The organism is Cohnella abietis, assembly GCF_004295585.1.
In the GTDB taxonomy this organism is placed as follows: Bacteria; Bacillota; Bacilli; order Paenibacillales; family Paenibacillaceae; genus Cohnella; species Cohnella abietis.
Genome location: NZ_AP019400.1, coordinates 3,861,733 through 3,883,184 on the forward strand (window position 1 = coordinate 3,861,733; position 21,452 = coordinate 3,883,184).

The 21,452-nt window shown below is 41.2% G+C and carries 19 protein-coding genes and 1 pseudogene; 4 read left to right on the forward strand and 16 right to left on the reverse strand.

Annotation, left to right across the window (positions count from 1 at the left end; genetic code table 11):
- Positions 1 to 17: 17 nt before the first annotated feature.
- The 5 genes from KCTCHS21_RS16775 to KCTCHS21_RS16795 all read right to left on the reverse strand — a co-directional run bounded on the left by KCTCHS21_RS16775 (position 18) and on the right by KCTCHS21_RS16795 (position 4,194).
- The gene (locus KCTCHS21_RS16775) at positions 18 to 614 is read right to left on the reverse strand and encodes a histidine phosphatase family protein (RefSeq protein WP_130610670.1); all 597 of its coding nucleotides are present in this window, start codon (positions 612 to 614) and stop codon (positions 18 to 20) included.
- Positions 615 to 846: 232 nt separating this feature from the next.
- Complete coding sequence (locus tag KCTCHS21_RS16780) at positions 847 to 1,398, reverse strand: DUF8617 domain-containing protein (protein WP_232057861.1); 552 nt, start codon at positions 1,396 to 1,398, stop codon at positions 847 to 849.
- Positions 1,399 to 1,473: 75 nt separating this feature from the next.
- Positions 1,474 to 1,896: a GNAT family N-acetyltransferase gene (locus KCTCHS21_RS16785; RefSeq protein ID WP_130610673.1), complete on the reverse strand. Its 423-nt coding sequence runs from the start codon at positions 1,894 to 1,896 to the stop codon at positions 1,474 to 1,476.
- A gap of 213 nt (positions 1,897 to 2,109) precedes the next feature.
- Positions 2,110 to 2,685 (reverse strand): GNAT family N-acetyltransferase, encoded by a 576-nt coding sequence (locus KCTCHS21_RS16790; protein WP_130610676.1) that lies wholly within the window; start codon positions 2,683 to 2,685, stop codon positions 2,110 to 2,112.
- Between the two features lie 30 nt (positions 2,686 to 2,715).
- Positions 2,716 to 4,194, reverse strand: a complete 1,479-nt coding sequence (locus KCTCHS21_RS16795) for an Lsa family ABC-F type ribosomal protection protein (protein WP_130610679.1) — start codon at positions 4,192 to 4,194, stop codon at positions 2,716 to 2,718.
- A gap of 411 nt (positions 4,195 to 4,605) precedes the next feature.
- On the opposite strand from KCTCHS21_RS16795, the gene KCTCHS21_RS16800 reads away from it, so the two are divergent.
- The gene (locus tag KCTCHS21_RS16800) at positions 4,606 to 5,331 is read left to right on the forward strand and encodes a hypothetical protein (protein ID WP_130610682.1); all 726 of its coding nucleotides are present in this window, start codon (positions 4,606 to 4,608) and stop codon (positions 5,329 to 5,331) included.
- Between the two features lie 3 nt (positions 5,332 to 5,334).
- On the opposite strand, the gene KCTCHS21_RS16805 is transcribed toward KCTCHS21_RS16800, so the two are convergent.
- Positions 5,335 to 5,829, reverse strand: coding sequence for a hypothetical protein (locus KCTCHS21_RS16805; protein WP_130610685.1), 495 nt, complete (start codon positions 5,827 to 5,829; stop codon positions 5,335 to 5,337).
- 230 nt (positions 5,830 to 6,059) lie between these two features.
- On the opposite strand from KCTCHS21_RS16805, the gene KCTCHS21_RS30915 reads away from it, so the two are divergent.
- On the forward strand, positions 6,060 to 6,218 hold the full coding sequence (locus KCTCHS21_RS30915; protein WP_157994065.1) for a hypothetical protein: 159 nt from the start codon (positions 6,060 to 6,062) through the stop codon (positions 6,216 to 6,218).
- Here KCTCHS21_RS30915 and KCTCHS21_RS31170 read toward each other — a convergent pair.
- The 5 genes from KCTCHS21_RS31170 to KCTCHS21_RS16825 all read right to left on the reverse strand — a co-directional run bounded on the left by KCTCHS21_RS31170 (position 6,215) and on the right by KCTCHS21_RS16825 (position 13,136).
- Positions 6,215 to 6,364: a hypothetical protein gene (locus KCTCHS21_RS31170; RefSeq protein ID WP_162309344.1), complete on the reverse strand. Its 150-nt coding sequence runs from the start codon at positions 6,362 to 6,364 to the stop codon at positions 6,215 to 6,217. The genes KCTCHS21_RS30915 and KCTCHS21_RS31170 overlap by 4 nt on opposite strands.
- The gene (locus tag KCTCHS21_RS16810; RefSeq protein ID WP_130610688.1) at positions 6,361 to 11,181 is read right to left on the reverse strand and encodes an S-layer homology domain-containing protein; all 4,821 of its coding nucleotides are present in this window, start codon (positions 11,179 to 11,181) and stop codon (positions 6,361 to 6,363) included. The genes KCTCHS21_RS31170 and KCTCHS21_RS16810 overlap by 4 nt, the downstream gene beginning before the upstream one ends.
- A 184-nt stretch (positions 11,182 to 11,365) precedes the next feature.
- Complete coding sequence (locus KCTCHS21_RS16815; protein ID WP_130610691.1) at positions 11,366 to 12,052, reverse strand: NAD-dependent epimerase/dehydratase family protein; 687 nt, start codon at positions 12,050 to 12,052, stop codon at positions 11,366 to 11,368.
- A 71-nt stretch (positions 12,053 to 12,123) separates the two neighbouring features.
- A complete protein-coding gene (locus tag KCTCHS21_RS16820; RefSeq protein ID WP_130610694.1) occupies positions 12,124 to 12,696 on the reverse strand; it encodes a TetR/AcrR family transcriptional regulator in 573 nt (190 codons plus the stop codon).
- Between the two features lie 95 nt (positions 12,697 to 12,791).
- Positions 12,792 to 13,136: a winged helix-turn-helix transcriptional regulator gene (locus tag KCTCHS21_RS16825; protein WP_130610697.1), complete on the reverse strand. Its 345-nt coding sequence runs from the start codon at positions 13,134 to 13,136 to the stop codon at positions 12,792 to 12,794.
- A 104-nt stretch (positions 13,137 to 13,240) separates the two neighbouring features.
- Between KCTCHS21_RS16825 and KCTCHS21_RS16830 the strand changes: the two are divergent.
- Positions 13,241 to 13,887, forward strand: a pseudogene (locus KCTCHS21_RS16830) (arginase family protein).
- Between the two features lie 110 nt (positions 13,888 to 13,997).
- Here KCTCHS21_RS16830 and KCTCHS21_RS31730 read toward each other — a convergent pair.
- The gene (locus KCTCHS21_RS31730; protein ID WP_130610700.1) at positions 13,998 to 14,741 is read right to left on the reverse strand and encodes a collagen-like protein; all 744 of its coding nucleotides are present in this window, start codon (positions 14,739 to 14,741) and stop codon (positions 13,998 to 14,000) included.
- Positions 14,742 to 14,950: 209 nt separating this feature from the next.
- Between KCTCHS21_RS31730 and KCTCHS21_RS16840 the strand changes: the two genes are divergently transcribed.
- A complete protein-coding gene (locus KCTCHS21_RS16840; protein ID WP_130610703.1) occupies positions 14,951 to 15,982 on the forward strand; it encodes a YheC/YheD family endospore coat-associated protein in 1,032 nt (343 codons plus the stop codon).
- Positions 15,983 to 16,186: 204 nt separating this feature from the next.
- Here KCTCHS21_RS16840 and KCTCHS21_RS16845 read toward each other — a convergent pair whose 3' ends face one another.
- The 4 genes from KCTCHS21_RS16845 to KCTCHS21_RS16860 all read right to left on the reverse strand — a co-directional run bounded on the left by KCTCHS21_RS16845 (position 16,187) and on the right by KCTCHS21_RS16860 (position 21,301).
- The gene (locus KCTCHS21_RS16845; protein WP_130610706.1) at positions 16,187 to 17,005 is read right to left on the reverse strand and encodes an SPL family radical SAM protein; all 819 of its coding nucleotides are present in this window, start codon (positions 17,003 to 17,005) and stop codon (positions 16,187 to 16,189) included.
- Between the two features lie 326 nt (positions 17,006 to 17,331).
- Positions 17,332 to 18,456: a glycosyltransferase family 61 protein gene (locus tag KCTCHS21_RS16850; RefSeq protein WP_145988958.1), complete on the reverse strand. Its 1,125-nt coding sequence runs from the start codon at positions 18,454 to 18,456 to the stop codon at positions 17,332 to 17,334.
- 137 nt (positions 18,457 to 18,593) lie between these two features.
- Complete coding sequence (locus KCTCHS21_RS16855; RefSeq protein ID WP_130610712.1) at positions 18,594 to 19,652, reverse strand: hypothetical protein; 1,059 nt, start codon at positions 19,650 to 19,652, stop codon at positions 18,594 to 18,596.
- Positions 19,649 to 21,301 (reverse strand): glycosyltransferase family A protein, encoded by a 1,653-nt coding sequence (locus KCTCHS21_RS16860; protein WP_130610715.1) that lies wholly within the window; start codon positions 21,299 to 21,301, stop codon positions 19,649 to 19,651. The genes KCTCHS21_RS16855 and KCTCHS21_RS16860 overlap by 4 nt, the downstream gene beginning before the upstream one ends.
- Positions 21,302 to 21,452 lie beyond the last annotated feature (151 nt).

Consider the following 21,452-nt stretch of genomic DNA (forward strand, 5'->3'; position numbering starts at 1 on the left):
CTTGGCCATATCCTTCTTTAATTTAGCTTTTGAACTTCTAATTTGTACCACCCAGCTTCTCCCAAGAAATCAGATCTCGTCAATCCATTCTCACCTAACAAAAGGCGGTAATATGTTATAGTTCCATCATGAGCTATTATAAAGACTCTATTTGTGCTCAACTTCTTAATCCAGCTTATCAGCCTCAATCCAAGCGGTACGAAATCTGATTCAGCCAAAGTATTTATCCATTTTTCCCATAACTCCTGATCGTCACTTTCCAGTACGGTAAAGTCTGGATAATCATTAATAATATTCTTAAGTGGATAGCTCATATCACACCTCAAAACATAGTCTTCTGGATTTGTTGGGAATGGGAACATTCGCGGTCCTACAATTGGACTAACGTATTTTTTAACCGAGTCTAGTTCACTCGTAATAATGTTTGTTGTCTCAATTGTTCTTATTGTTGGGCTGGAAACGAACACATCATCCTCATTAAATGAGAATACTGTCTTTAGATGAGCAACCTGCTCACGACCTTTTTCGGTTAAACGGGGATTTTCAGTGTTTAATCTATCCGGTATATCCGTATTATGTAATCCTTGCCCGTGGCGAACAAAAATGATTTCCACTAATTCCGGACCCCTTTTGACTTATTTAGTCGCCTTTAGGTGACCATCTTCCAGTAGTAATTTAATTTTTTTCTGTTAAGAATCGTTAATTCACTCGGTACTCTTTCATCTTTTCACAATCTTCCCTGTAATTACCAGTTAGTTAGACGGTAATTAAGTTCAAATGTTGCTGTACAATGCATTTATATTTTAAAATGAAAAATCGCGTCAAGTAGATAGACGCGATTCAAACTTAATCTAAACTCCATGTATGAATTATAGTACCGTTCTTTCTAAGAATGCTGGACCTTAGAACACTTTTGTCCCTCAACTCATTGAAAAGTAAATAATACTCTTTTTCAAGAGTTACCCGATCATCGCATTGTTTTCCCTCATGTAAGCTTGATGCTGTTATATATCCCTTTACTCTCCATATCGGATTATCGTCTACCCAATCACCATATAAAAAACCTTTCCATTGATCTCCATGAGCTGATTGTAATAATGTTTTATTCGGACTATCACTAGCAGCTCTAAAAACTTCTAGTCGAGGCGAATTGTTATCAAAAAACATATTCCCACACTCGCTACACTGATACACCATTTTAGATAAATTCGTTGATAGCGATCTAATATTCATCAATGCTTTTTCTTTATCTTTTGCAGTTGGTCCTGATTTTTCGATTGCATGATCAATTTCATCCAAGAAATCAAACCAGTCTTGATCTGATATTAAGTGAGCCTTATAAGGCAAGTAATCAGTTGAATCATATATGGGATGACCACATTCGCACATGAATTTCATTCTCTAACATCCACCTCGTTCTTGAGACGTCCTTCTGATCTGCAATCTCGTTTTCGGATACTACCCCATAACTACTCAATAAGATTTTTCAAAATGGTGGCAAGTGATTTTCATTTTCCTGTTTAGATAAAAGCGATGAGCATCATGTCTTTGAACCCCTGAATCCAAGTGCATTCCATCACATTGATTCTTTAACAATTCCTCATCTAGCAAGTCGAACAGTTGTTTTCCGTATCCACTTGAACGACTTTCTTGATCGGTGATTAGATCATCGACATACAAATACTTTCCCCAAGCTAAAGAATCACAAATTCTGTAACCAGCTGCTGCCTTTGCTACCCCATTTTCAAATATTACAATTAACTTATATCCATATTCTAACTGTAAATGCTTGATTTTGCTCAAATACGTTTCTTCTTTAAGGTGGGGGCGTAATTGTTTCATTAAAGTATAGGTTGTTAGTATTTCTTCATCTGACTTTACAATGGATACTGGCATAGCGACCCTCACCTTTACTTGTGTTCTTATATCTAATTTATCGCCATCAATGGACTAAATAAAGGTCCAATTCCATAAATATTCGATGTGCCAATTTTATTATCTTGTCCGCTAGGTGAGCAAAAGCAGCTAAACTTGATTATTCAGCCCCGTTACCTATCATCTCAACAAAGAGGCTACCATATGGCAGCCCCTTAGTTTCGTGTCGTTCAACTAGTACTTTCTATGCTTGTAATACTTGTACTTCATACTGTCAATCTCAAAAACATTTTGAAATTCAAAACCACATTTTTGAATCACTTTATTCGACGCAAGGTTGTGTATCTGAGCAATAGCAATGAGTTCCTCGACATTTGTTTTATCAAACAAATACTTAATTAATCCTTTTGCGGCTTGTGTCGTGTACCCCTTGTTTCTGTGGTCGTTGGAAATTCCATAATAAATCTCTCTATTGGGGGGAGGCAATTCATCCTTTATTCCTGTACCGCAAACACCGATAAACTGGCCAGTAGCTTTGGATATTATACTCAACCTCAAACGTAGCTCTCCAATATCTCCATCTCTGGATACAGCATTCAAAAATTGTTTGTTTTCTGGTATTTCATAATTTTTGAACCAGTCTTCCCTTTGCTCCATGGATACATTCCAATCAGTTAAAAATTCATAAAAGTGAGGCTGCCAGGTAAGATTGTGGAATTCGTCTAAATCCTCAACCCGATACTCTCTTAAAAGGATATCGTCACACTCTATAGTAAAGATGTCCTCGTTCTTTTCTTGTGAATTGCCCATTTATATCCCCCACTATTGTATAGACTTACGCTAAAGCTCAATAATCTTAGTAGCAATATTTTTGCAAAACTCACTATCATGCTCCACAAAAAGAATCGTTGGTGAGTATTCAAGCAGCAGCTCTTCAATCTGCATACGAGAAATAACATCAATATAATTGAGCGGTTCATCCCAGATTTGCAAATGAGCTTGCTCACTTAGGCTTTTTGCGATTAGCACTTTCTTCTTCTGGCCACCGCTAAAAGCTGAAATATCCTTTTCAAATTGAACTCTGGAAAAATCAAGCTTTCTTAAAATCGCTTTAAATAGGCTCTCATCAATGCCATTATTTATAGCGTAGTCCGTTAAATTGCCCTGTAAATGTGAGGTGTCCTGCGAGACGTAGGATATTTTAAGCTGACTACCCTTTCTGAAAGTACCAGTATAATGAATACTCTCACCGCAAATAAGCTTGATAATGCTTGATTTTCCGGAACCATTTTTACCTGTAAGCGCAATGCGATCACCTTGTTCTATAGTAAAACTAATATCTGTGCAAACCATCTTTTCTCCGTAAAAAATCGATACATTATCCAGCTCAGCAAGTTGGTTTTTATGAAAAGCAAGCTGCGAAATCTTCAAGCTTTCAGAGCTTTCAATATTTTTGAGGAGCTTAGACCTTTCATCAATAGCAGATTGCTGTCGATTCTCAATTGATTTAGAGCGTTTCATCATTTTAGCTGCCTTGTGCCCGACATATCCTCTATCTACCCTTAAACCTGAATTTCTTGTACCGTTCTTTGTTTTTTCCACTTCATCGGACCAATGGCTCGTTCTTTTAGCAGATTCAGACATTCGTTTGATGTCTTTTTTAAGCTTTTCGTTCTCTCCAAGCTCAAAGTTATCCTGCCTCTTTTTATTTTCCCACCAATCGGAAAAGTTACCTTTTTGTACTTCTACGTTAGTCTTATTGATGGAAAGAATGTGATCTACGCAGTTATCAAGAAAGGATCTGTCGTGAGACACCAAAATAAATCCGCTTTTGGTCTTAAGATAGTTACTGACCAGCTTTCGTGCGTTCCTATCCAGATGATTGGTTGGTTCATCAATTAACAGAAAGCTATTTTCCTTAAGAAATAAGGCAGCCAGCAACACTTTCGTTTGCTCCCCGTTGGACAATGAATCAAATGGTCGATATAAAACATCTTCAGAAACCTTCAGTAAGGATAGTTCACGCATTAATTCCCAATGAAGATAGTCTGGATAAATATCGTTGATTACATCGAGTGTATTGTTTTCCTTGTTCTCGACATGGAAAGGGAAATATTCAAAGCTGACTTTTGCCGAAATCGTTCCGCTGTATTCATATTTACCAAGTAACAAGCTAAGAAAAGTCGTTTTACCTCTCCCGTTTCTTCCCGTAAATCCTAATTTCCAATCGGTATCTAGTTGAAAATTTACGTTTTGAAATATGTTATCGTAGCTGCCATCATAGGCAAAGGTTAGATTCGTTACATTTATTAATGACATAAAATACCCTCCTGTATACAAAAATAAGAGCCACAAGAAAGTTACTTCTTGTAGCTCAAATAAATACAGTTAACCCAACCCCATATAGAGTTAGATTAGGATATATTGATTGAGTGAAAAGAGTTAGTAACTTTCTTGCTCATAAAAAATAAAACATGCGAAAAAAACCGCTTCGGTTGTTTTATTATTTTTATATAGTCAGCAAGAAAAATCACATTATCCTCTTCAACTCCCTATCGTTAATTAAAAATTATAGTATCATACTCATTTTCTAATTTCAACCTATTATGCTTGTCAACCGGTATTTCCGAAATCTAAACTAGCTGAGCCCAATATTCCCCATTAGCTTTATAATTCCGTTTATTTGATGTTATAATTGTCGAATTACTGGGAAATATGGAGAGTGTTGAGATGAATTGGTTCTATTTAAAAGTCCCTCCTTTTTACTTTTTAATTTCTTTACTACTGATTAGCGGTTGTACAACTACTAATATAAAACAAGAAAGTAGTCAGCCTACGAATTATTCGTCCAGTCCAGAATCAAGTGCACCTGCTTCTGCTGCTAATGATATTACACTGGAGAAGTCACCTGAACCAATTATATCAGCTGAAGATTCATTAATTCGGACAAGCTCCGGAGAATCGTTGGTTCATATGGATTGGAAACAAACTGAACCTGATACGACGCTAAAGATCAATTTCGGAAATGATAATGCTGAAATCGTATTTGGTATGGATCATCCAAATGGAACAAAAGCATATATATTATTCCCTGATGCTAATTCTGGTTGGCCGCTCGATTTGTCTATATCTGATGGAACAAATGCATTCGATGATTTGGGTTACCTAAACGATGGTTTCAAGCTACAAGCAGGCATATACGATTTTGATTCAGATGGAACTTATGAATTAATAGTTGCTGCGGGGGATGGATTAATTGACATGAACTTGTGGGTATTCTCTTTCACCCATGTTGATAATTTCAAAAAGATCAATCCTATTAGGCAAGAACTTGCTACATCGGCCCAGTCTTACGTAGTGATTGATAATAGTGAGATATTTATTCCATATGGGTCACAGGGATTGTTTGATTCATTCAAATATGTTGACCAAGAATTTATGCAGCCGGTTCGTTGAACATTATTTTTTGAGCCGAAATTTAGCCCTCCATATTACCAATGAGATTGCTAATACGCACGCAGATGCAAAACATATCAACAGTAAATGTTTACTCCACTCGGGTTGTATTACATGATTTAGGGCTTTAATATCTTTGCCTGCATCAGTTATTAATTTATTACCACTACAAAGTGAGGTTGTTTCTTTTCCCTTAAACTTCTCTGTAAAAACTAAATATTTATTTCCTATTTCAAATTCAGTTCCACACATACCTAAAAAGCCACTATAGACATAACCATCTGCCGGGTCGCCCTTCCAGACTTTATCTACATTCAAAATATTCCCGCCTTCTTCATCTTTACTGACCAGAGTACCTGTAAATACAGTGCTAGATAGCTCAAGTCTTTTCTCGATACTGGATTCGCCGCAGCTACATGCGAACACCTTATTTGGGATGAGTACACAAACACCGACTATCGTAAATGTAAACAAAGCGATTGTTATCATTCTTCTCATAAACTGTCCTCCACTGCTCGCAGGTGCAATCATTGATATAGACGAATAATGGAAATTTATGTTGCGTAATGATTAATCTTCTGCGAACTCCGTGGCAGCGGCGATTTGACCGGAAACCCGGGAGCGCTTGGCTGTAACCCGCTGTGAGCGGACTAATTGGTTGAAAAACGGAGGTTGGTGGGCTGCAACACGCTGGGAACGGACTAAATGGTGGAAAAACGAGGTTCTGTGTGCTGCAAACCGCTGTGAGCGGACTAATTGGTCGGGAACCGAATTTCCGTGGGCTGCAACCCGCTGGGAGCGGACTAATTGGTCGGAAACCGAGGTTCGGCGGGCTGCAAGACGCTATGAGCGGACTAAATAATCGAAAACCGGGGAAGTATGACTAACAAAATGTTTGATGCCGCCAAGGAATGGCTGCCTCAATACCGCAAGCTGTAATTGTTACAATCTTCGAAGAACGGGAAAAGGGAACCTGATTTGCAGGTTCCCTTTCCTTTATTTCGAGAATAATGACTTCATATTTGTCCATCATGTATTGATGAAATTCAAAAATTGTAACATACGCTTCAGGATGACAACGCTTTGTGCACGGGAAGCGTCAGCCTTCGGATCAAACCTCGTGTCCGATACGCCTTGGATAATCCCTGTTTCTAATAGCTGCGCTGTCGCTTCTTCTGCCCAGCTCGATATGCTTTTACTGTCAGAAAATGCTTGTAATCCATTATCGTTATTCACCTTTAACGTTTTCCCGGAGATCGTCAATGCTCTTGCGATCATCGAAGCCATTTGCTCACGCGTAATACTGGCATTAGGCCTGAATGCCCCATCCTCAAAGCCTCCGATCAAACCGGATTGCTGAGCAGTACCCACCGCGCCCGCGTACCAATCTGAAGCTTTTACGTCCGTAAACGACTTAATTTGGCTTATCTCGGGCAATCCGAGAGCACGTACAAGTAACGCCGCAAATTCGGCTCGGGTAACCTTCTCGTTTGGTGAGAATTGACCTTCAGACCGTCCATCAACGATCAGCTTGTTGGCCAGTAACTCAATATCCGCTTTCGCCCAATGTCCTTGTATATCGGAAAACTTTCGATCTAATTGAATAACCGTAAATGCGCCGTTAAGTGAAGAAAGGATCGTCACGGTTCCATCTCTTGCAACCAGGGAAGGCACAAAGTGTAGCTTGTTGTTCGCATCTATCCAAACAGCTGTCGTTTGGTTCGGGTTGGCTGCTGCTGGAAGCTTAATCGTTCGTTGAGCTTTGTTGCCGTGCAAATTCTCGATAGCCCGTCCATCCGAATCCAAAGCATATACGATTGGATTGTCAATTAATGAAGTCGCGCCTAAACCCTTGATCGCTTCTTTCAAGGCGCTTCCAGTCACGATAGCAGATTCCGTGATTGTAAAAGTAAGAATCGATTCCTTCGATAATTGTCCGATCTCGCTTAAGGAAATGCTTAATCCGTTTCCATTCACAAAGACTTGAAGTTCCGCGTTTGGCTGCTCTTTAAGCTTTTGCAACAGTGGTGCAGTAGGCATGCTCACCTTCACTGCCTCGCCCAGCCCGTTTATAGTGATTTGGGCTTTTGATTTATCGGATGTAAGCAGCTGCTGCAATTGCTCTTGCGTTAGTGATAATCTTATCAAGGTTTGCCCGTCACTGTTCTTCTCAGTCGTGAATCTCACCGCTGTTGAAACGTCGCCGAGTATTATATTTTTCGTAGTCGGAGAATCTCCACTGGAAGCACTTGGCTTGATAATCAATGCTTCAAATGACTTGAGAGCAGCTTCCAGGATAGTTACTGCGTTGTCCAGCTGAGCTTGTGTATAGTGGTTCGCGTCATCGAAAATCACCTGCGCCGCATCAATCGCTGCTTTCAGAGTAGTCTGTGCGATTCTGGATGTCTGTCCTACGCCCGTACCTTGGGGATGAGCTAGCATTGTCTGTTTGGCACTAGACAATGCAGCTTCCAGTAGTGTAGCACTGCCTGCTGGGATCAGTGTAGCCTTGAACGTGTCGATTGCAGTCTCCAATTTTGTGACGGTTTCATTTAATTGTTCTTGCGTGTAAAGAGCAGCGTCATCGAATATTTTTTTCGCTGCATCAATTGCAACTTGTAGATTAGCTCTACCTGCCGCCGATGCTTGTCCGACATTCGTCCCTTCTGTATGTGTCGTTAGTGCTTGCTTTGCGGCATCTAACGAGTCTTCCAAATCCGAAGGATCACCTGCTAGGATAATCGTAGTATTGAACCCATCAAGTGCAGTCTCCAATTTTGTGACGGCTTCATCCAATTGTTCTTGCGTGTAAAGAGTAGCGTCATTGAATATGTCTTGCGCTGCATCAATGGCAGATTGCAGATGAGCTCTATCTGCTGCCGATGCTTGTCCAACATTCTTCCCTTCTGTATGAGTCGTCAGTGCTTGCTTAGCTGCATCTAACGAGTCTTCCAAATCCGAAGGATCACCTGCTAGGATAATTGTAGCCTCGAACGCCTGAATCGCCGTTCTCAATGTACCTACCGCATTATCTAATTGCCCTTGCGTGTAATCAGCTGCTTGCGTAAACACCTGTTGTGCCGCACTTATTGCGGTTTGCAAAACAGTACGGTCGCTTGCCGATGCCTGACCTACGTCCGTCCCTTGAGGATGAGCCGTCAACTTCTGATTCGCATCCGTCAGCGCTGTTCCCAATGTTGCCGGATCACCTGCTAGGATAATCGTAGCCTCGAACGCTTGAATTGCCGTCCTCAATGTACCTACCGCATTATCTAATTGATCTTGCGTGTAATTGGCGGCTTGTGTAAATACCTGCTGCCCAACACTTATTGCGGTTTGCAGAACAGTACGGTCGCTTGCAGACGTCTGCCCTACGTCCGTTCCTTGCGGATGAGCCGTCAATTTCTGATTCGCATCCGTCAGTGCTGTTCCCAATGCTACTGGATTGCCAGCAGGGATAATCGTAGCCTCGAACGCTTGAATTGCCGTCCTCAATGTACCTACCGCATTATCTAATTGATCTTGCGTGTAATTGGCGGCTTGTGTAAATACCTGCTGCCCAACACTTATTGCGGTTTGCAGAACAGTACGGTCGCTTGCAGACGTCTGCCCTACGTCCGTCCCTTGAGGATGAGCCGCTAACTTCTTATTTGCATCAATCAGCGCTGTTCCCAATGCTGCTGGATTGCCAGCAGGGATAATCGTAGCCTCAAACGCCTGAATCGCCGCCCTCAATGTTCCTACCTCATTATCTATTTGCCCTTGCGTGTAATTAGCGGCTTGTGTGAACACCTGTTGCCCAGCATTTATAGCGGTTTGCAGAACAGTACGATCACTTGCCGATGCCTGACCTACGCCCGTCCCTTGAGGATGAGCCGTCAACTTCTGATTCGCATCCGTCAGCGCCGTTCCTAATGCTGCCGGATTCCCAGCAGTTATTATTGCCGCCTCAAACGTCAGAATTGCCGATCTCAATGCACTAACCGCACTATCCAATTGGGTCTGAGTATTATTAGCGGCTTGATTAAACACCTGCTGTGCCGTATTAATCGCTGTTTGCAACGCGGTACGAACGCTCACCGACGCTTGCCCTACTCCCGTCCCTTGAGGATGAGCCGTCAACTTCTGATTCGCATCCGTCAGCGCCGTTCCTAATGCTGCCGGATTCCCAGCAGTTATTATTGCCGCCTCAAACGTCAGAATTGCCGATCTCAATGCACTAACCGCACTATCCAATTGGGCCTGAGTATTATTAGCGGCTTGATTAAATACCTGCTGTGCCGTAGTAATCGCTGTTTGCAACGCGGTACGGACGCTCGCCGACGCCTGCCCTACTCCCGTACCTTGAGGATGATCCGTCAGCTTCTGGTTAGCATCAGTCAGTGCTGTTCCCAATGCTGCCGGATTCCCAGCAGTTATTATTGCCGCTTCAAACGTTTGTTGAGCCGATCTCAATGCACTAACCGCACTATCCAATTGAGTCTGAGTATTATTAGCGGCTTGATTAAACACCTGTTGTGCCGTATTTATCGCTGTTTGCAAGGTAGTACGGACGCTCGCCGACGTCTGCCCAACTCCCGTCCCTTGAGGATGAGCTGTAAGCTTCTGATTCGCATCCGTAAGCGCTGTTCCCAATGCTGCTGGATTACCGGCAGGGATGAACGTACTTTGAAACGTCTGAATTGCCGCTTGTAAAATGCCAGTAGTGGCATCCAGTTCATCTTGTCTATAATTGGACGCTTGATTGAATACTTGCTGTGCCGCACCAATAGAGGTTTGCAAGGCAGAACGATCGGCAGCCGAAGTCTGTCCCACACCCGTACCTTGGGGATGATCTATTAGCGCTTGATTCGCAATTGCCAATGCAGCGCTCAACGTCGCCGGATTGCCGGCCGGGACAATTAAGGCTTCGAACGACTGAATAGCCGCACCTATCGCGTTAGCGGGCGCAGTAAGATCACTTGACACTGTCGCTCCCGTGATACCATTGACGAAAGACTTAGCGTTGTCGAGTGCTGCTCTCAAGTCACTGAGAGCATTCGCTGGTACTTGTCCTGCACCCGCTCCAGGGATACGAGTTGTTAACAACTGCTTGGCCTTGCCCATTGCCCGAAACAACGTCTTTCCGTCCACAAATTCGTGCCCATTGCTCGACGCGTAGCTTTGTGCAGGGGAACCTGCTATCCCGAATATCTTTAGAGGACCGGGATTTAAGGAGAATATATTATCTCCCATCTCTGTCGACTCGCCTAATATGGTTACACTTGTCAGAAAGTTTTGCTCGAATGCATTAGTTCCAATCTTCGTCATACTATCCGGGATCACTACGCTTGTAAGCAAATTACTGCTAAAAGAGCCCCCAGCAATATTCGTTATACTTTCCGGAAAATGCACTTTAGTGAGTTTATTCATATAGAATGCATATGACCCTACCGTCATAAATCCGTCTGGGAAGACTATGCTAGTCAGCTTGTTTCCTTCAAATGAGCTACTCGAGAGCGTCTTCAAATTCTTCGGGAGATTTACTGTCGTAAGGGAGCCATAACGAAACGCATAGCGACCGATACTCGTGATGCTGTCCGGAAAGATGACGTTGGTAATTCCCTTTCCATCGAATACCCCATTTCCATCGGGTACTAATGGATTAGCGAGGCTCGTAACCGGATAACCGCCCAAAGTCGCAGGTATTGTGATATCCTTCTCTACTCCCGTATAAGCAGTAATCGACGCACTGCCCCCGTTTGCCGAAAATGTATAATCCGTGTCGTCCGCATACGCATGTCCAATATGTGATAATGACGATCCTAATATTAGTAAAGCAATTAATAAAGATAGCGTTGTTTTTTTCATGAACAGTTCTCCTTTCTCAAATAGAGGAATCTAGATTGTTAAATGAAAGCCACCTTTTAGTATACATAAGGCCAATAAAAGAATAATGAAAGAATTCGTATAAGAATAGACAAAAACCGCGGAGCATCAAGCCTTCGCGGTTTTTGTCTACTAGCATTTTTTTTTGTTATTTGTTGAATTGGTTTCATTTTGACTTGGATTGGACGAGTTTAACTACATCTGTACTTCTTAAGATGTGCTCCCCATACCCTCTATGAACCACTTCAATCATGGCTTGGCCTAGCTCCCGTAAGGTAATTACATGTCTCGGAAACAGTCTGCGCAGGATAGGATACGCCCAAGAGAACAAACCATAAAAGCGATGTGTTCTTTTTAAACCTTTAGTTGGGTGCATGTAGCTAGGACGGAACATATAAGCACCTTTGAATGGCAGCTGTAGAAGATGATTCTCTGTCCTTCCTTTCACGCGAGCCCACATGCTTTTTCCCTTCTCGGTACTATCCGTTCCTTCACCAGTTACGTAACAGAAAACCATCTCAGGATTTAAGCTAGCAAGATGACCTGCCACATACATAGTCAAATCGTAGGTTACTCTGGTGTAGGTAGCTTCATTCATACCAACAGAAGACACACCTAGACAGTAAAAGCAGGCATTGTATCCCCTTAACTCCGCTTTAATGGAAGAAAGATCAAACAAATCAGCATGCACAATTTCCGTTAGCTTGGGATGCTCTACTCCGCTAGGTTTGCGATTAATTAAAAGTACTTTTTCTACGTCTGAGTCCATAAGGCATTCATGTAAGACACCTTCTCCGACCATACCTGTAGCTCCTGTAATAATAACTCTGATTTTTTCCTTTTGCTTATTCATAAAAAGTCTCCTTTATTTGTTTTCTATAATAACTGTTCGTTCGTTTATTATAAGACAAAGCCAGAAACCATCTACAAACGTATGGCATCCCAGCTCATAGTTATAACTTGCTGCAAATTCACTTCATTAGCTTCTAATTGCCCTTTGTAATGCGCCCTAGCCAGCTGTGTGATAGGAAAATAGCAAAAGGTGAGTAAAACTAAAGTATCGAAGGGCTTTATCTCTCCTATTTCCTTACCCTTCTCCATTATTTCAAATAGTGGTCCAAACATTGATGAGGTATCGCCAAGTGATAATTTTTCTATTAACGGTGAAGTCGCGAACTGCTCTAAGAAAAAGAAATAGTCTTTGTTGTTCATAATGAACTTCATTGAGTTCCGCATGAACCTTTCACACAATGCTTGTGTAGACAAAGTACCATCGAGCCCATCAATCATCTGCTGGCTCATCTTCTCTTTCACTCTTTTATAGAGTTTACCGAACATGTCCTCCTTATTTTCAAAATATACGTAAATCGTAGCTGAAGAAACATTCGCTCGTTTGGCAATCTTGGACATCGAAATATCCGAAAATCCTATTTCATTCAACAATTGAATCGTGGCTTCAAAAATAGCTTCGCTTTTATTCTCATCTTTATGTCTCATGTTTCTATAATAAACGATCGTTCGGTTAAAATCAATATTAGCGTAGCAATACTTTCTGTATTAACACTGATCTCTTCAATCCTTATTCTGGATCATCAATCCTTGTTCTGGTTCTTTACTCCCCACTCACACAACCCTTCCAGAACGGGCAATAAGCTTTCCACTTTCTCAGTAAGACTGTATTCGACTTTTGGGGGAATTTGAGGATATTCTGTCCGTTTTACCATGCCATCTGCTTCCAATTCTTTAAGCTGTGAGCTTAACATTTTATATGTAATAACTCCTATCTGTCTCTTCAGATCATTAAAGCGAACCGGTTGGTTTTCAGCTAGGAGGTAAATAATAACCATTTTCCACTTGCCTCCAATAACCGATAATGTATACCCAAAAGGCGTATCTTGAATATTTTTAACCTTGCCTTTAAATTCAGCCATACTCATGATTGCACTACCCTTTCTGAAAGTACCTACCTATAAAGTGCATACTTTTTTTATGTATCTTTACATTCTATACTAGCTTTACTTTAAGTAAAGGAGATAAAAAAATGACTAAACAAACAATACGCTTGCTGATGCCGCAATGGCAAGGTGGAAATAACCCTAACTACTCTTTTGGAGCCGAGCTGCTTGCTTGGTTAGCTCCTGACAATGATCAGCCCCTTATTCAAGTTCCCGTTCAAGCTTATAATGGGACTCCGCTTGAAAACCAGAATGGTATATATGGAAGAAAGCAGCTACTTGCGCAATTAGAGGCTGCTCGTCATGCGCCAAACATGTGAAAATCCCTCTTAAACCTGAAAATGTCTTTATCGCTGGACTAGAAGTTCCTACAGAACAAGATACTGAAATCATTCAAAGATTAGGTATTAAAACTGCTGGAACCAGTGAATTAATAAACAGCACTGAACCTCTAAAAAATGGGATTAAAAAAAGTAACATTAAGCACCTAGCTATTCACATTGATCTAGATGTTCTTGACCCAAAGGCATTTCGTTCTTTATTATTCGCCAATCCTGGATCATCTTATGAATTTTCTGCTGCTGGAACTATGCAGATACCACAGCTCCTTAATCTGATTAAAGAGCTGTCTGAAGAAACAGATGTAGTTGGATTAGGGATAACGGAGCATATGCCGTGGGATTCTATTAACTTGAAGAACCTGCTTGGAGAAATAACTATATTAAATGGGTAATGTCATTCACGAAATGATAATAAAATAACAATTTGCTTAATCAAAAAAATAGAAAACCCGAGCCTTTGCACGGGTTCTCTTACATTTAATGTTTGTCTTCTGAAAGGGCTCTATGCGATTTGAATGATAATAAGGTGCGCTGAGACAGGTCTTGTTCCTCCAGCAATAGGAGTCATCGTTAGTGCAGTGGAATTGCCAGCAGGATTTCTTACAGTAATTATTGAGTTAATGACTGTCGTTTGTAAGAGAGCCATTCCTGCCATCTGAGTAGTACCTGTTGCTCGCCCAATTACAGAAGAAGCTACGTCAGCGCCATTAAGAGTCAACAACACTTGGCCCGCTTCTGTTACACTGCACTGAAATAAAACCTGATAAGTGCCTATTGTAGATAAGTTAAACGTACTCGCACTCGTTCGGAAAATAGTTGTTCCACTAGTGGGTCCATCTTGCGGAAAACTTACGTCAGTGCCTGGGGCAACTGTTGCGGCATTATCAGGAGGCATTAACGCAAAGAAATCTGCAAAGCTTAATACGCCTCCAGCAGTTCCCGTTGGTCCTGTTGCTCCTGTAGAACCTGTAGATCCCGTAGCACCAGCACCAGTTGCACCTGCAGATCCCGTAGCACCATTTGCTCCCGCAGATCCCGTAGCGCCAGTAGCACCCGGAGATCCTGTAGCACCAATAGCACCTGCAGTTCCTGTAGCACCAGTAACACCCTGCAGACCTTGAGGGCCTTGGGGTCCGGGAGGACATGGGGGACAAATTCCCTGCGGACCTTGTGGACCTTGTGGACCTTGAGGGCCTTGAGGGCCTTGAGGGCCAGGAGGTCCCGGGGGACCTGGTAATCTACCCATCTTGCTAATCACTCCTTTTTTGGTTTGAGATTTTTACTCAAGTATCTCTCCATTTTTTATTCAAATCAGTTTATTCCAAATATTAGAAATTAGTGCAAATATCTATATACAAAAATTATTTCTATTCGATTGTATTGTTGTCCATGCACATCCATTTTCGTTACATACCCTATCATTACGACTCTTGATAAAAATGATGGAGGTAAATAATGAATAATAGACGCGGTTTTGTAGGCATTATGGTTGCAAACCGTAATCAAAGGAAATATGTTCTTAAACAATATCTTCGATATAATACAACCGATATGAAATTATTCTGTTTCACTCCATCCTCTATTAACTGGGGACGAAACAGCATAATCGGACTTCATCGTTCAAATCGAAAATGGGTGTTAAGCAAATTTGCTTTCCCTCAAGTTGTTTACAACCGTTGTTACAATACAGATCACATGTTAATCGAGCTTTTGGAGACGGTAATCGGTAAAAATAAATGTTTCAATCATATTAATCAACTCAACAAACATGAGATTCATAATAGTTTAAGTAGAGAGCTTGTTAACTATTTGCCATTTACCGTTCCATACGACAAAGAGAACATCATTCATTTACTAGATCATTATAAAGTCCTTTACTTAAAACCCTGTTACGGAAATAAAGGGAAAGGTGTATATCGGTTGGAGATGATGAAATCAGGAAAAATTCACATTGCTCTCCACTATTTCACACCTCAAATCATTTTAAATGACGCCAAACAATTACAAGAAACCATACAACAACTAATCGGTTCCGCTCCTTATATCATTCAAGAAGGAATCGATATACGACAATTGAACAATCAAAATTTTGATATCCGAGCCCTCGTACAGAAAAATAGTAAGGGAATATGGTCTATAACGAATATAATCAGCCGGATTGCTTATAAAGGCAGTTACAATACAAGCATCTGTGAGAAAGCATGTTTAACAGTGGACTTGTTCAATCATTTGTTCCCGCACGAAAAGGCTTCTTCGATCATTGGCTTGATCCACGCTTTAAGTTTAAAAACCGCAAAAACAATAGATACAACAAGCAACTACCATTTAGGCGAGTTTAGCGCAGATTTTGCTTTAGACAACAACGAACATCTTTGGATAATTGAACTTAACGGACAACCACAAAAAGATATATATAATGAATTTTACAAACAAAATGCAGTTTATAAGCGACCGATACAATATGCTCAATATCTGTGCACTAACTGATGATTACTTTTATTGATGGTCTAGTATATGGATTGAGGCTTGGCAGGGTTACTCGCCTTATCCTTAATAAATCTAGAATTCTATCTTATTCAAGTATTCTGCCATTGCTTCAGGAAAAAGGAGCTGCCTTCAGGCAAGCTCCTCTACTATCGTTTCCCAGAGTTATTGTTGCGATTCTGATGATAGGTCTTTAATGACTGATCTTTAAGGCTCAAAGCCTTGTTGGCTAATCCAAATTTGATCCTCAGAAAAATGCTGTTTTAATTGTTCATAAACCTTACGATAGGCGGTTGGGTGATACCATTCTTCCAATCCTAATTGTTTATACAAAGCATCGACACCTAAATTACGCGTGCGCTTCCCTCCACTACCGTCTCCCATAAAATAATCATCAACACATACTCGAGTAACTAGTGGCCTTAGGATTTCCGCAAACCGGTCGCTACTTGGCAATATCGGCGCAATCGTTGCCTGCGTTGGCACACCCGCTTCAGCTAACAGCTGAAGTGTTTTTAATCTTGCTGCTATCGGAGGTGCATAAGGAGAAAAATGTTTTCTGATCTCTTCCAGATCTGTTTCAATGGTCATACTAACACGAACATGCTTACCGAGCTGCAACAGCAGATCAATATCTCGGCGAACAAGGGGACTTCGAGTCTGCACGAGTAAAAAATCAGGTGGATCACAAGACATAATTTTTAATAAGGACCTGGTTATCTGTTCTCTATTTTCTATGGGCTGATAAGGATCAGTACTCGATGACATGAAAATAGTAACTGGTCCCTTGGCCTTGGCTTTCTGATACTCTTTCTGAAAAACACCTGCAGCCTCTTTCTTAACATCAACCCACGTTCCCCACTCCGCTTTACGAAATAAAGAAACCGGCATTTGTCGGACGTAGCAATAAGAACAGCCAAACGAGCAACCCGTATAAGGATTAAGGGAATGACTGTAGCCGGACAGAAAGCCGGTTCCTTTGTTCAACATGGTTTTGGGATACTTGTACAAAAACTCCGTCTTCATATAATTGCTCCGTTTAGGTTATTTCGCATCGTGAAAAATAATACCCAAGCTGTTTAGAACTTACTTGACCAGTATAACCCTCAAAATAAGCTTTTGTACGCATTAGTACGGGTTTACGCACTTCTATTAATAACTTAGCGCATTTATTAGGAATCATTAATAACGGAGCAACTATAGATGTCATTCACGATTCAGAGCGATCCAATGACATTATAGATAGCTGTCTCGATAATTCGAAGGCTAAAAGAGTTTTGGGATGGAGGGCCGACATAAGCATGCTTGAAGGTTTAACGGTAACTTACACCCATCTATAAGCCTCATTACTCTTAGATTATTTCTGATAATAAAAGCATTCTAGATAGCTTTTCGATATCGATAACCATATCGTCGTATCCATGTTTGGGATCAATACGATCTGCAGAGCGTTCTCCTTCACCGAACAAATAATAATAGTCAAGATCAAGATGATTGCACAATAGCCAAAACACGTAGACAGGGAAATTAGATGTAAATAGCTCAATAACCTTGGTCGCTGGCTGACAAAAAATAAGGTTCGTGAGTCCGGAGCCATGAGGTGCAATGACTATCTTAGCGGACGACATGATTACGATTTGTTGTGCCACAGAAAGGGACTCTAGATGAATACATTTAAATCCTAGTGGATATAAAACCTCTAACACTTGATCTTCATTAATGACTTTTCGATGGGATGCCAATGAACGACTAATATAGATTCTTTCGAATTCGGGATTGGGCTGGTTTCCCTTCATGAATTCCTGCCTGATATATTGAATTTGCCAATGATGTGGCCCCCACTCTATTGCCGGTGCCGCAGGGATAATCAACTTTTTTGCTTCCAAATGAAATGTTTCATGACAAATAATTAGCCTTTCCTTAGGGATCCCTATCGCCTCGAGTATTTCCCATTGGAAGCCAGCCTTTACTCCGTTGACAATGTATCTGTCTATAGGTATGCCGCTTTTGTTTAATAAATCTATTCGAGATATAACATCAAATATCCAATGATAATGCATGCTGCTCGCACAAAAGGTAAGCACGGCTATCGTTTCATCAACATAGTGGGCCGGAGAAAATGTCGCTTGACGAAAAACAGGATGCTCGCTTGGAATAAACGGAGGAAATATGGAAACGTCCCATAGAAGTTTGTTATCAGGAGCGATGATGCAGCCGAAATCTCCATATACTCGCCCGTTGGGGACTTCTACGACAAATGGAGCAGGAGAATAAAACTCGGGCATGCTAAACGAGATATGCAACCGCTCGTCAAATCCCTTTGGCTGTTTCAACTGGCGGGTATGGCTTTCGTGGATCTCTTTATACCATGGCAGAAATGATTGATTAGCTATCCAATCCTTCGTTGATAAATGATATTCCGTAGGGGGCGGATATTCGTAAACTTCACCGTTGATTTTGCCCTCTTGTTTGCTCACCTGTGCTTTTAATTTTATAAGTTTACTTTTGGATTTAGATCTAATACCATTACGTTTTTTTGTGCGCTTCTGAGAACGCCATTTTATTATACTCGCTCTTTTTCTTTTGCGTATGCGTGATTTTAGATGAGGTTTATTTATAATTTTTTTCTTCTTGAGGCGAACCTTTCCCGTTTTTCTTTTACTCTTTTTTTTGAGAGCTCCCACATTGGTTGCCTCCCCTTTATGTTCCTTTTCAATCGAACTGCCCTCTTTATTCTTCTGCTTTTTGATAAGTGTCGCTTCTTCCGTCGGATCGTTATTTTCTTCTTTCGTGGCATATTCCTAGCTGCTTCTGCCATCTTATTCTCTAACAAGCGTTCAGACCATATTCTGGCAGGGTCTTCAGAGTCCCGCAAAACAGGGTGAACGAAAAAAACGGATTCCGTTTGCTCTGCCGCTTGTATGTCATCTAGCGATAGCGGAGGCTTATACCTGATATACTCCGCTACGGATTCCGGGAAGCTTCGAAACCTCCCTCCGCTACGCACTGCTAATGTTGCATGCAGGATTTCCTCAATCGCGATGACCTCAGTCGTTTGGAATAGAGCTTCCAAACGCATCGTGTCGATTCCATCATACATCCGATTAATAAGCTCCCGTCGATACACTTGACCGTTGGCGAACATTCCGGCTAAGTACGTAGTCTGGAACAATTCCTGCCATTGTGGCCATTCTTGCCACATCATCTGTCCAGGTATCCATTCTCCGGGACCGTACTCGACATGCATGTTAACGCCCATCGTATCAAAGCCCAACATCATTTCATCTAGATAGGCTTCTAATCCTCTTTTCAGAAATAAGACATCCGAATCAATGTAAACAAGATAATCATAATCCGTATTGATTTCCTTTAACCATCTAATCACATCATATAGGACGCATCCCGTACGTCCCCAAGACAGAGGCCCCCTTTGGTACGGGCATATCATCATATCTTTGATATTTTGCCCGTATTTGGGATTGCCAGAAGAGTTATACAACACGATATTGCTTTCCGGATTATAGTAACGGATGTTCTGAATCTGCTTGGCCAGAATATCTTCCTGTGCATGTGCCAGAACAACAAAGATAATTCTTCTTCTCTTAGCGAGACGTGATTTCTTCTTCGATTTCCTAGAAAGTGAATGAAGACGCCTTATTACAATTTTTTTCACCGGCTAACCCTCTTTGTTCTTTTCTTAACAATTGAATTTTCCTTTCTTCGTTTCTGACGAATTGGTTTTTTCTGTTTCCTTCGTTCCGCTAATCCCTTTTTCTTTTCAATCTTGATAGTGTTTCTTCTGGCGCTCTTAAGAACGATTCTACTGCGTTTAGCTAATCGAGCTTTTTTCCTCCTTGATTTCGTAACACGTTTGCTCTTTTTATTTCCCGTTTGCATTAGATTCTCAGCATCAATCGTATCATCTACAGGTGCGATTGTATCTTTAACACGATTCGTCCCAATCCCAGATAAGCGTTCCACGAGATTGACAGTATGATAGCTACGATTATGAAACTCTATTAATTCAGCAGGATCACGGATAAACAAATGTCCTTGATTGTAATTGTCGTAGTGAGTATGAAAGCCTTGGGCTAACTCTTCGGGCGCATACCTTGACTTTCTATCTCTGAATATTTTTTTCTCAGCATGCTGCTGGGATCGGTAAGGGTAGTGTTTACTTGTAAATTTGTAAGGGCAGATCCTTCTTCCTTGAAATACAGCTTGATGTCCACCGAAATCGGATAAGTTTACCTGTTCAGCAGTTCGCTTCCAAGCTTTAATTTGAATAAAATCTGATTCCAGCTTTCCGTATTCGAAATAACGAAAGTAATCTTCATAATCCACAAGCTGTGAATAGCCATTATCAGTTGGAAAAAATTCGATCAATGTATGATTGATTGCGTTATAGCCCATTTGGTCGACATAGGTGATCGCTTCGTTCAAGTTTTTATCCGGCCATGGGGATTGTCTGATTTCGTCAGCATCATGATGAATATACCAATCAGCATCCAATTGTTGGGTAATTTCGGCGACCCGGTCAAGCATCCCCTGCCAATTGAAATAGTTGCCGGGACCTTCTAACGGAAATCGTTCGCAACCCAGAAACCCTGGATGAGCTTGAAGTGAGTTTATTATTTCTATTGTTGAATCCGTCGACCAATTTTCTATAACATATACGCTGATGTTTTGGTCGAGCAGTCTTTTTATACAATGATAAATAATGTCCTCTTCATTGTAGGCCGTAATAATAGCTGCTATTTTCAGGGGTTTAGATCGTTTTCGTTTCAACTGATTATTGCTTACTACGGATAACAAAGTATTTTTCCTAAAATCTGTTTTGCTATTTACTGTAAGTCCGGAGAACTCCACATGAAGCTTTTCAGATTTCAGCATCCTATTCCATTCGCTTACCTCACTCATTCTCTCGTTCAATGTTGTAACCAACAGGCAAACGGGTGATATATCCATGATTTTCCCCAGACAACGGAGTACTCCACCAGGACGACGCAAATCTCCCCTATCATCCAGACAAATGACTATAGACTCCTTAAGTATTTGATTGGGAATAGGAATTGGTTTTAAGCTATCAAGTTGATGTATCTGCCATGCGACAAAAGGATATAGCGCACTACAATTCTCTATGTTTTCTTTCCTTTCTAATCCATGGATGGGGTAATTTGCAGCTAATGGCGACAGTACGTGACCAGCGCTACTTCCGAGAACAACGATTTGCTTACATTCGAAATGTACGCACAAATAGTCTGCAAACGCGAAGACATCTGGCCAATCGTATTGTGACGTGCCTAGATTTTCATGCAACATGCTTCCCCTCCGTACGGCTAAGTTCCCACATCTTATGCAGAATGGACATTCGTATGGTAGGGCATTTGCACGGGATACAGGCAATCGGGCAGAAATCTATTTCTCTTTATTAAGGACGGGGATAAAAGCCTGTTTATAGAATCGTAGGCAA

Excerpts from the sequence above, each read along its gene's own strand:
- KCTCHS21_RS16780 (WP_232057861.1), bottom strand. The coding sequence starts at position 1,398 with ATGAAATTCATGTGCGAATGTGGTCATCCCATATATGATTCAACTGAT.
- KCTCHS21_RS16785 (WP_130610673.1), bottom strand. The coding sequence starts at position 1,896 with ATGCCAGTATCCATTGTAAAGTCAGATGAAGAAATACTAACAACCTAT.
- KCTCHS21_RS16790 (WP_130610676.1), bottom strand. The coding sequence starts at position 2,685 with ATGGGCAATTCACAAGAAAAGAACGAGGACATCTTTACTATAGAGTGT.
- KCTCHS21_RS16795 (WP_130610679.1), bottom strand. The coding sequence starts at position 4,194 with ATGTCATTAATAAATGTAACGAATCTAACCTTTGCCTATGATGGCAGC.
- KCTCHS21_RS16800 (WP_130610682.1), top strand. The coding sequence starts at position 4,606 with ATGAATTGGTTCTATTTAAAAGTCCCTCCTTTTTACTTTTTAATTTCT.
- KCTCHS21_RS16805 (WP_130610685.1), bottom strand. The coding sequence starts at position 5,829 with ATGAGAAGAATGATAACAATCGCTTTGTTTACATTTACGATAGTCGGT.
- KCTCHS21_RS31170 (WP_162309344.1), bottom strand. The coding sequence starts at position 6,364 with ATGATGGACAAATATGAAGTCATTATTCTCGAAATAAAGGAAAGGGAA.
- KCTCHS21_RS16810 (WP_130610688.1), bottom strand. The coding sequence starts at position 11,181 with ATGAAAAAAACAACGCTATCTTTATTAATTGCTTTACTAATATTAGGA.
- KCTCHS21_RS16815 (WP_130610691.1), bottom strand. The coding sequence starts at position 12,052 with ATGAATAAGCAAAAGGAAAAAATCAGAGTTATTATTACAGGAGCTACA.
- KCTCHS21_RS16820 (WP_130610694.1), bottom strand. The coding sequence starts at position 12,696 with ATGAGACATAAAGATGAGAATAAAAGCGAAGCTATTTTTGAAGCCACG.
- KCTCHS21_RS16825 (WP_130610697.1), bottom strand. The coding sequence starts at position 13,136 with ATGAGTATGGCTGAATTTAAAGGCAAGGTTAAAAATATTCAAGATACG.
- KCTCHS21_RS31730 (WP_130610700.1), bottom strand. The coding sequence starts at position 14,741 with ATGGGTAGATTACCAGGTCCCCCGGGACCTCCTGGCCCTCAAGGCCCT.
- KCTCHS21_RS16840 (WP_130610703.1), top strand. The coding sequence starts at position 14,951 with ATGAATAATAGACGCGGTTTTGTAGGCATTATGGTTGCAAACCGTAAT.
- KCTCHS21_RS16845 (WP_130610706.1), bottom strand. The coding sequence starts at position 17,005 with ATGAAGACGGAGTTTTTGTACAAGTATCCCAAAACCATGTTGAACAAA.
- KCTCHS21_RS16860 (WP_130610715.1), bottom strand. The coding sequence starts at position 21,301 with ATGTTGCATGAAAATCTAGGCACGTCACAATACGATTGGCCAGATGTC.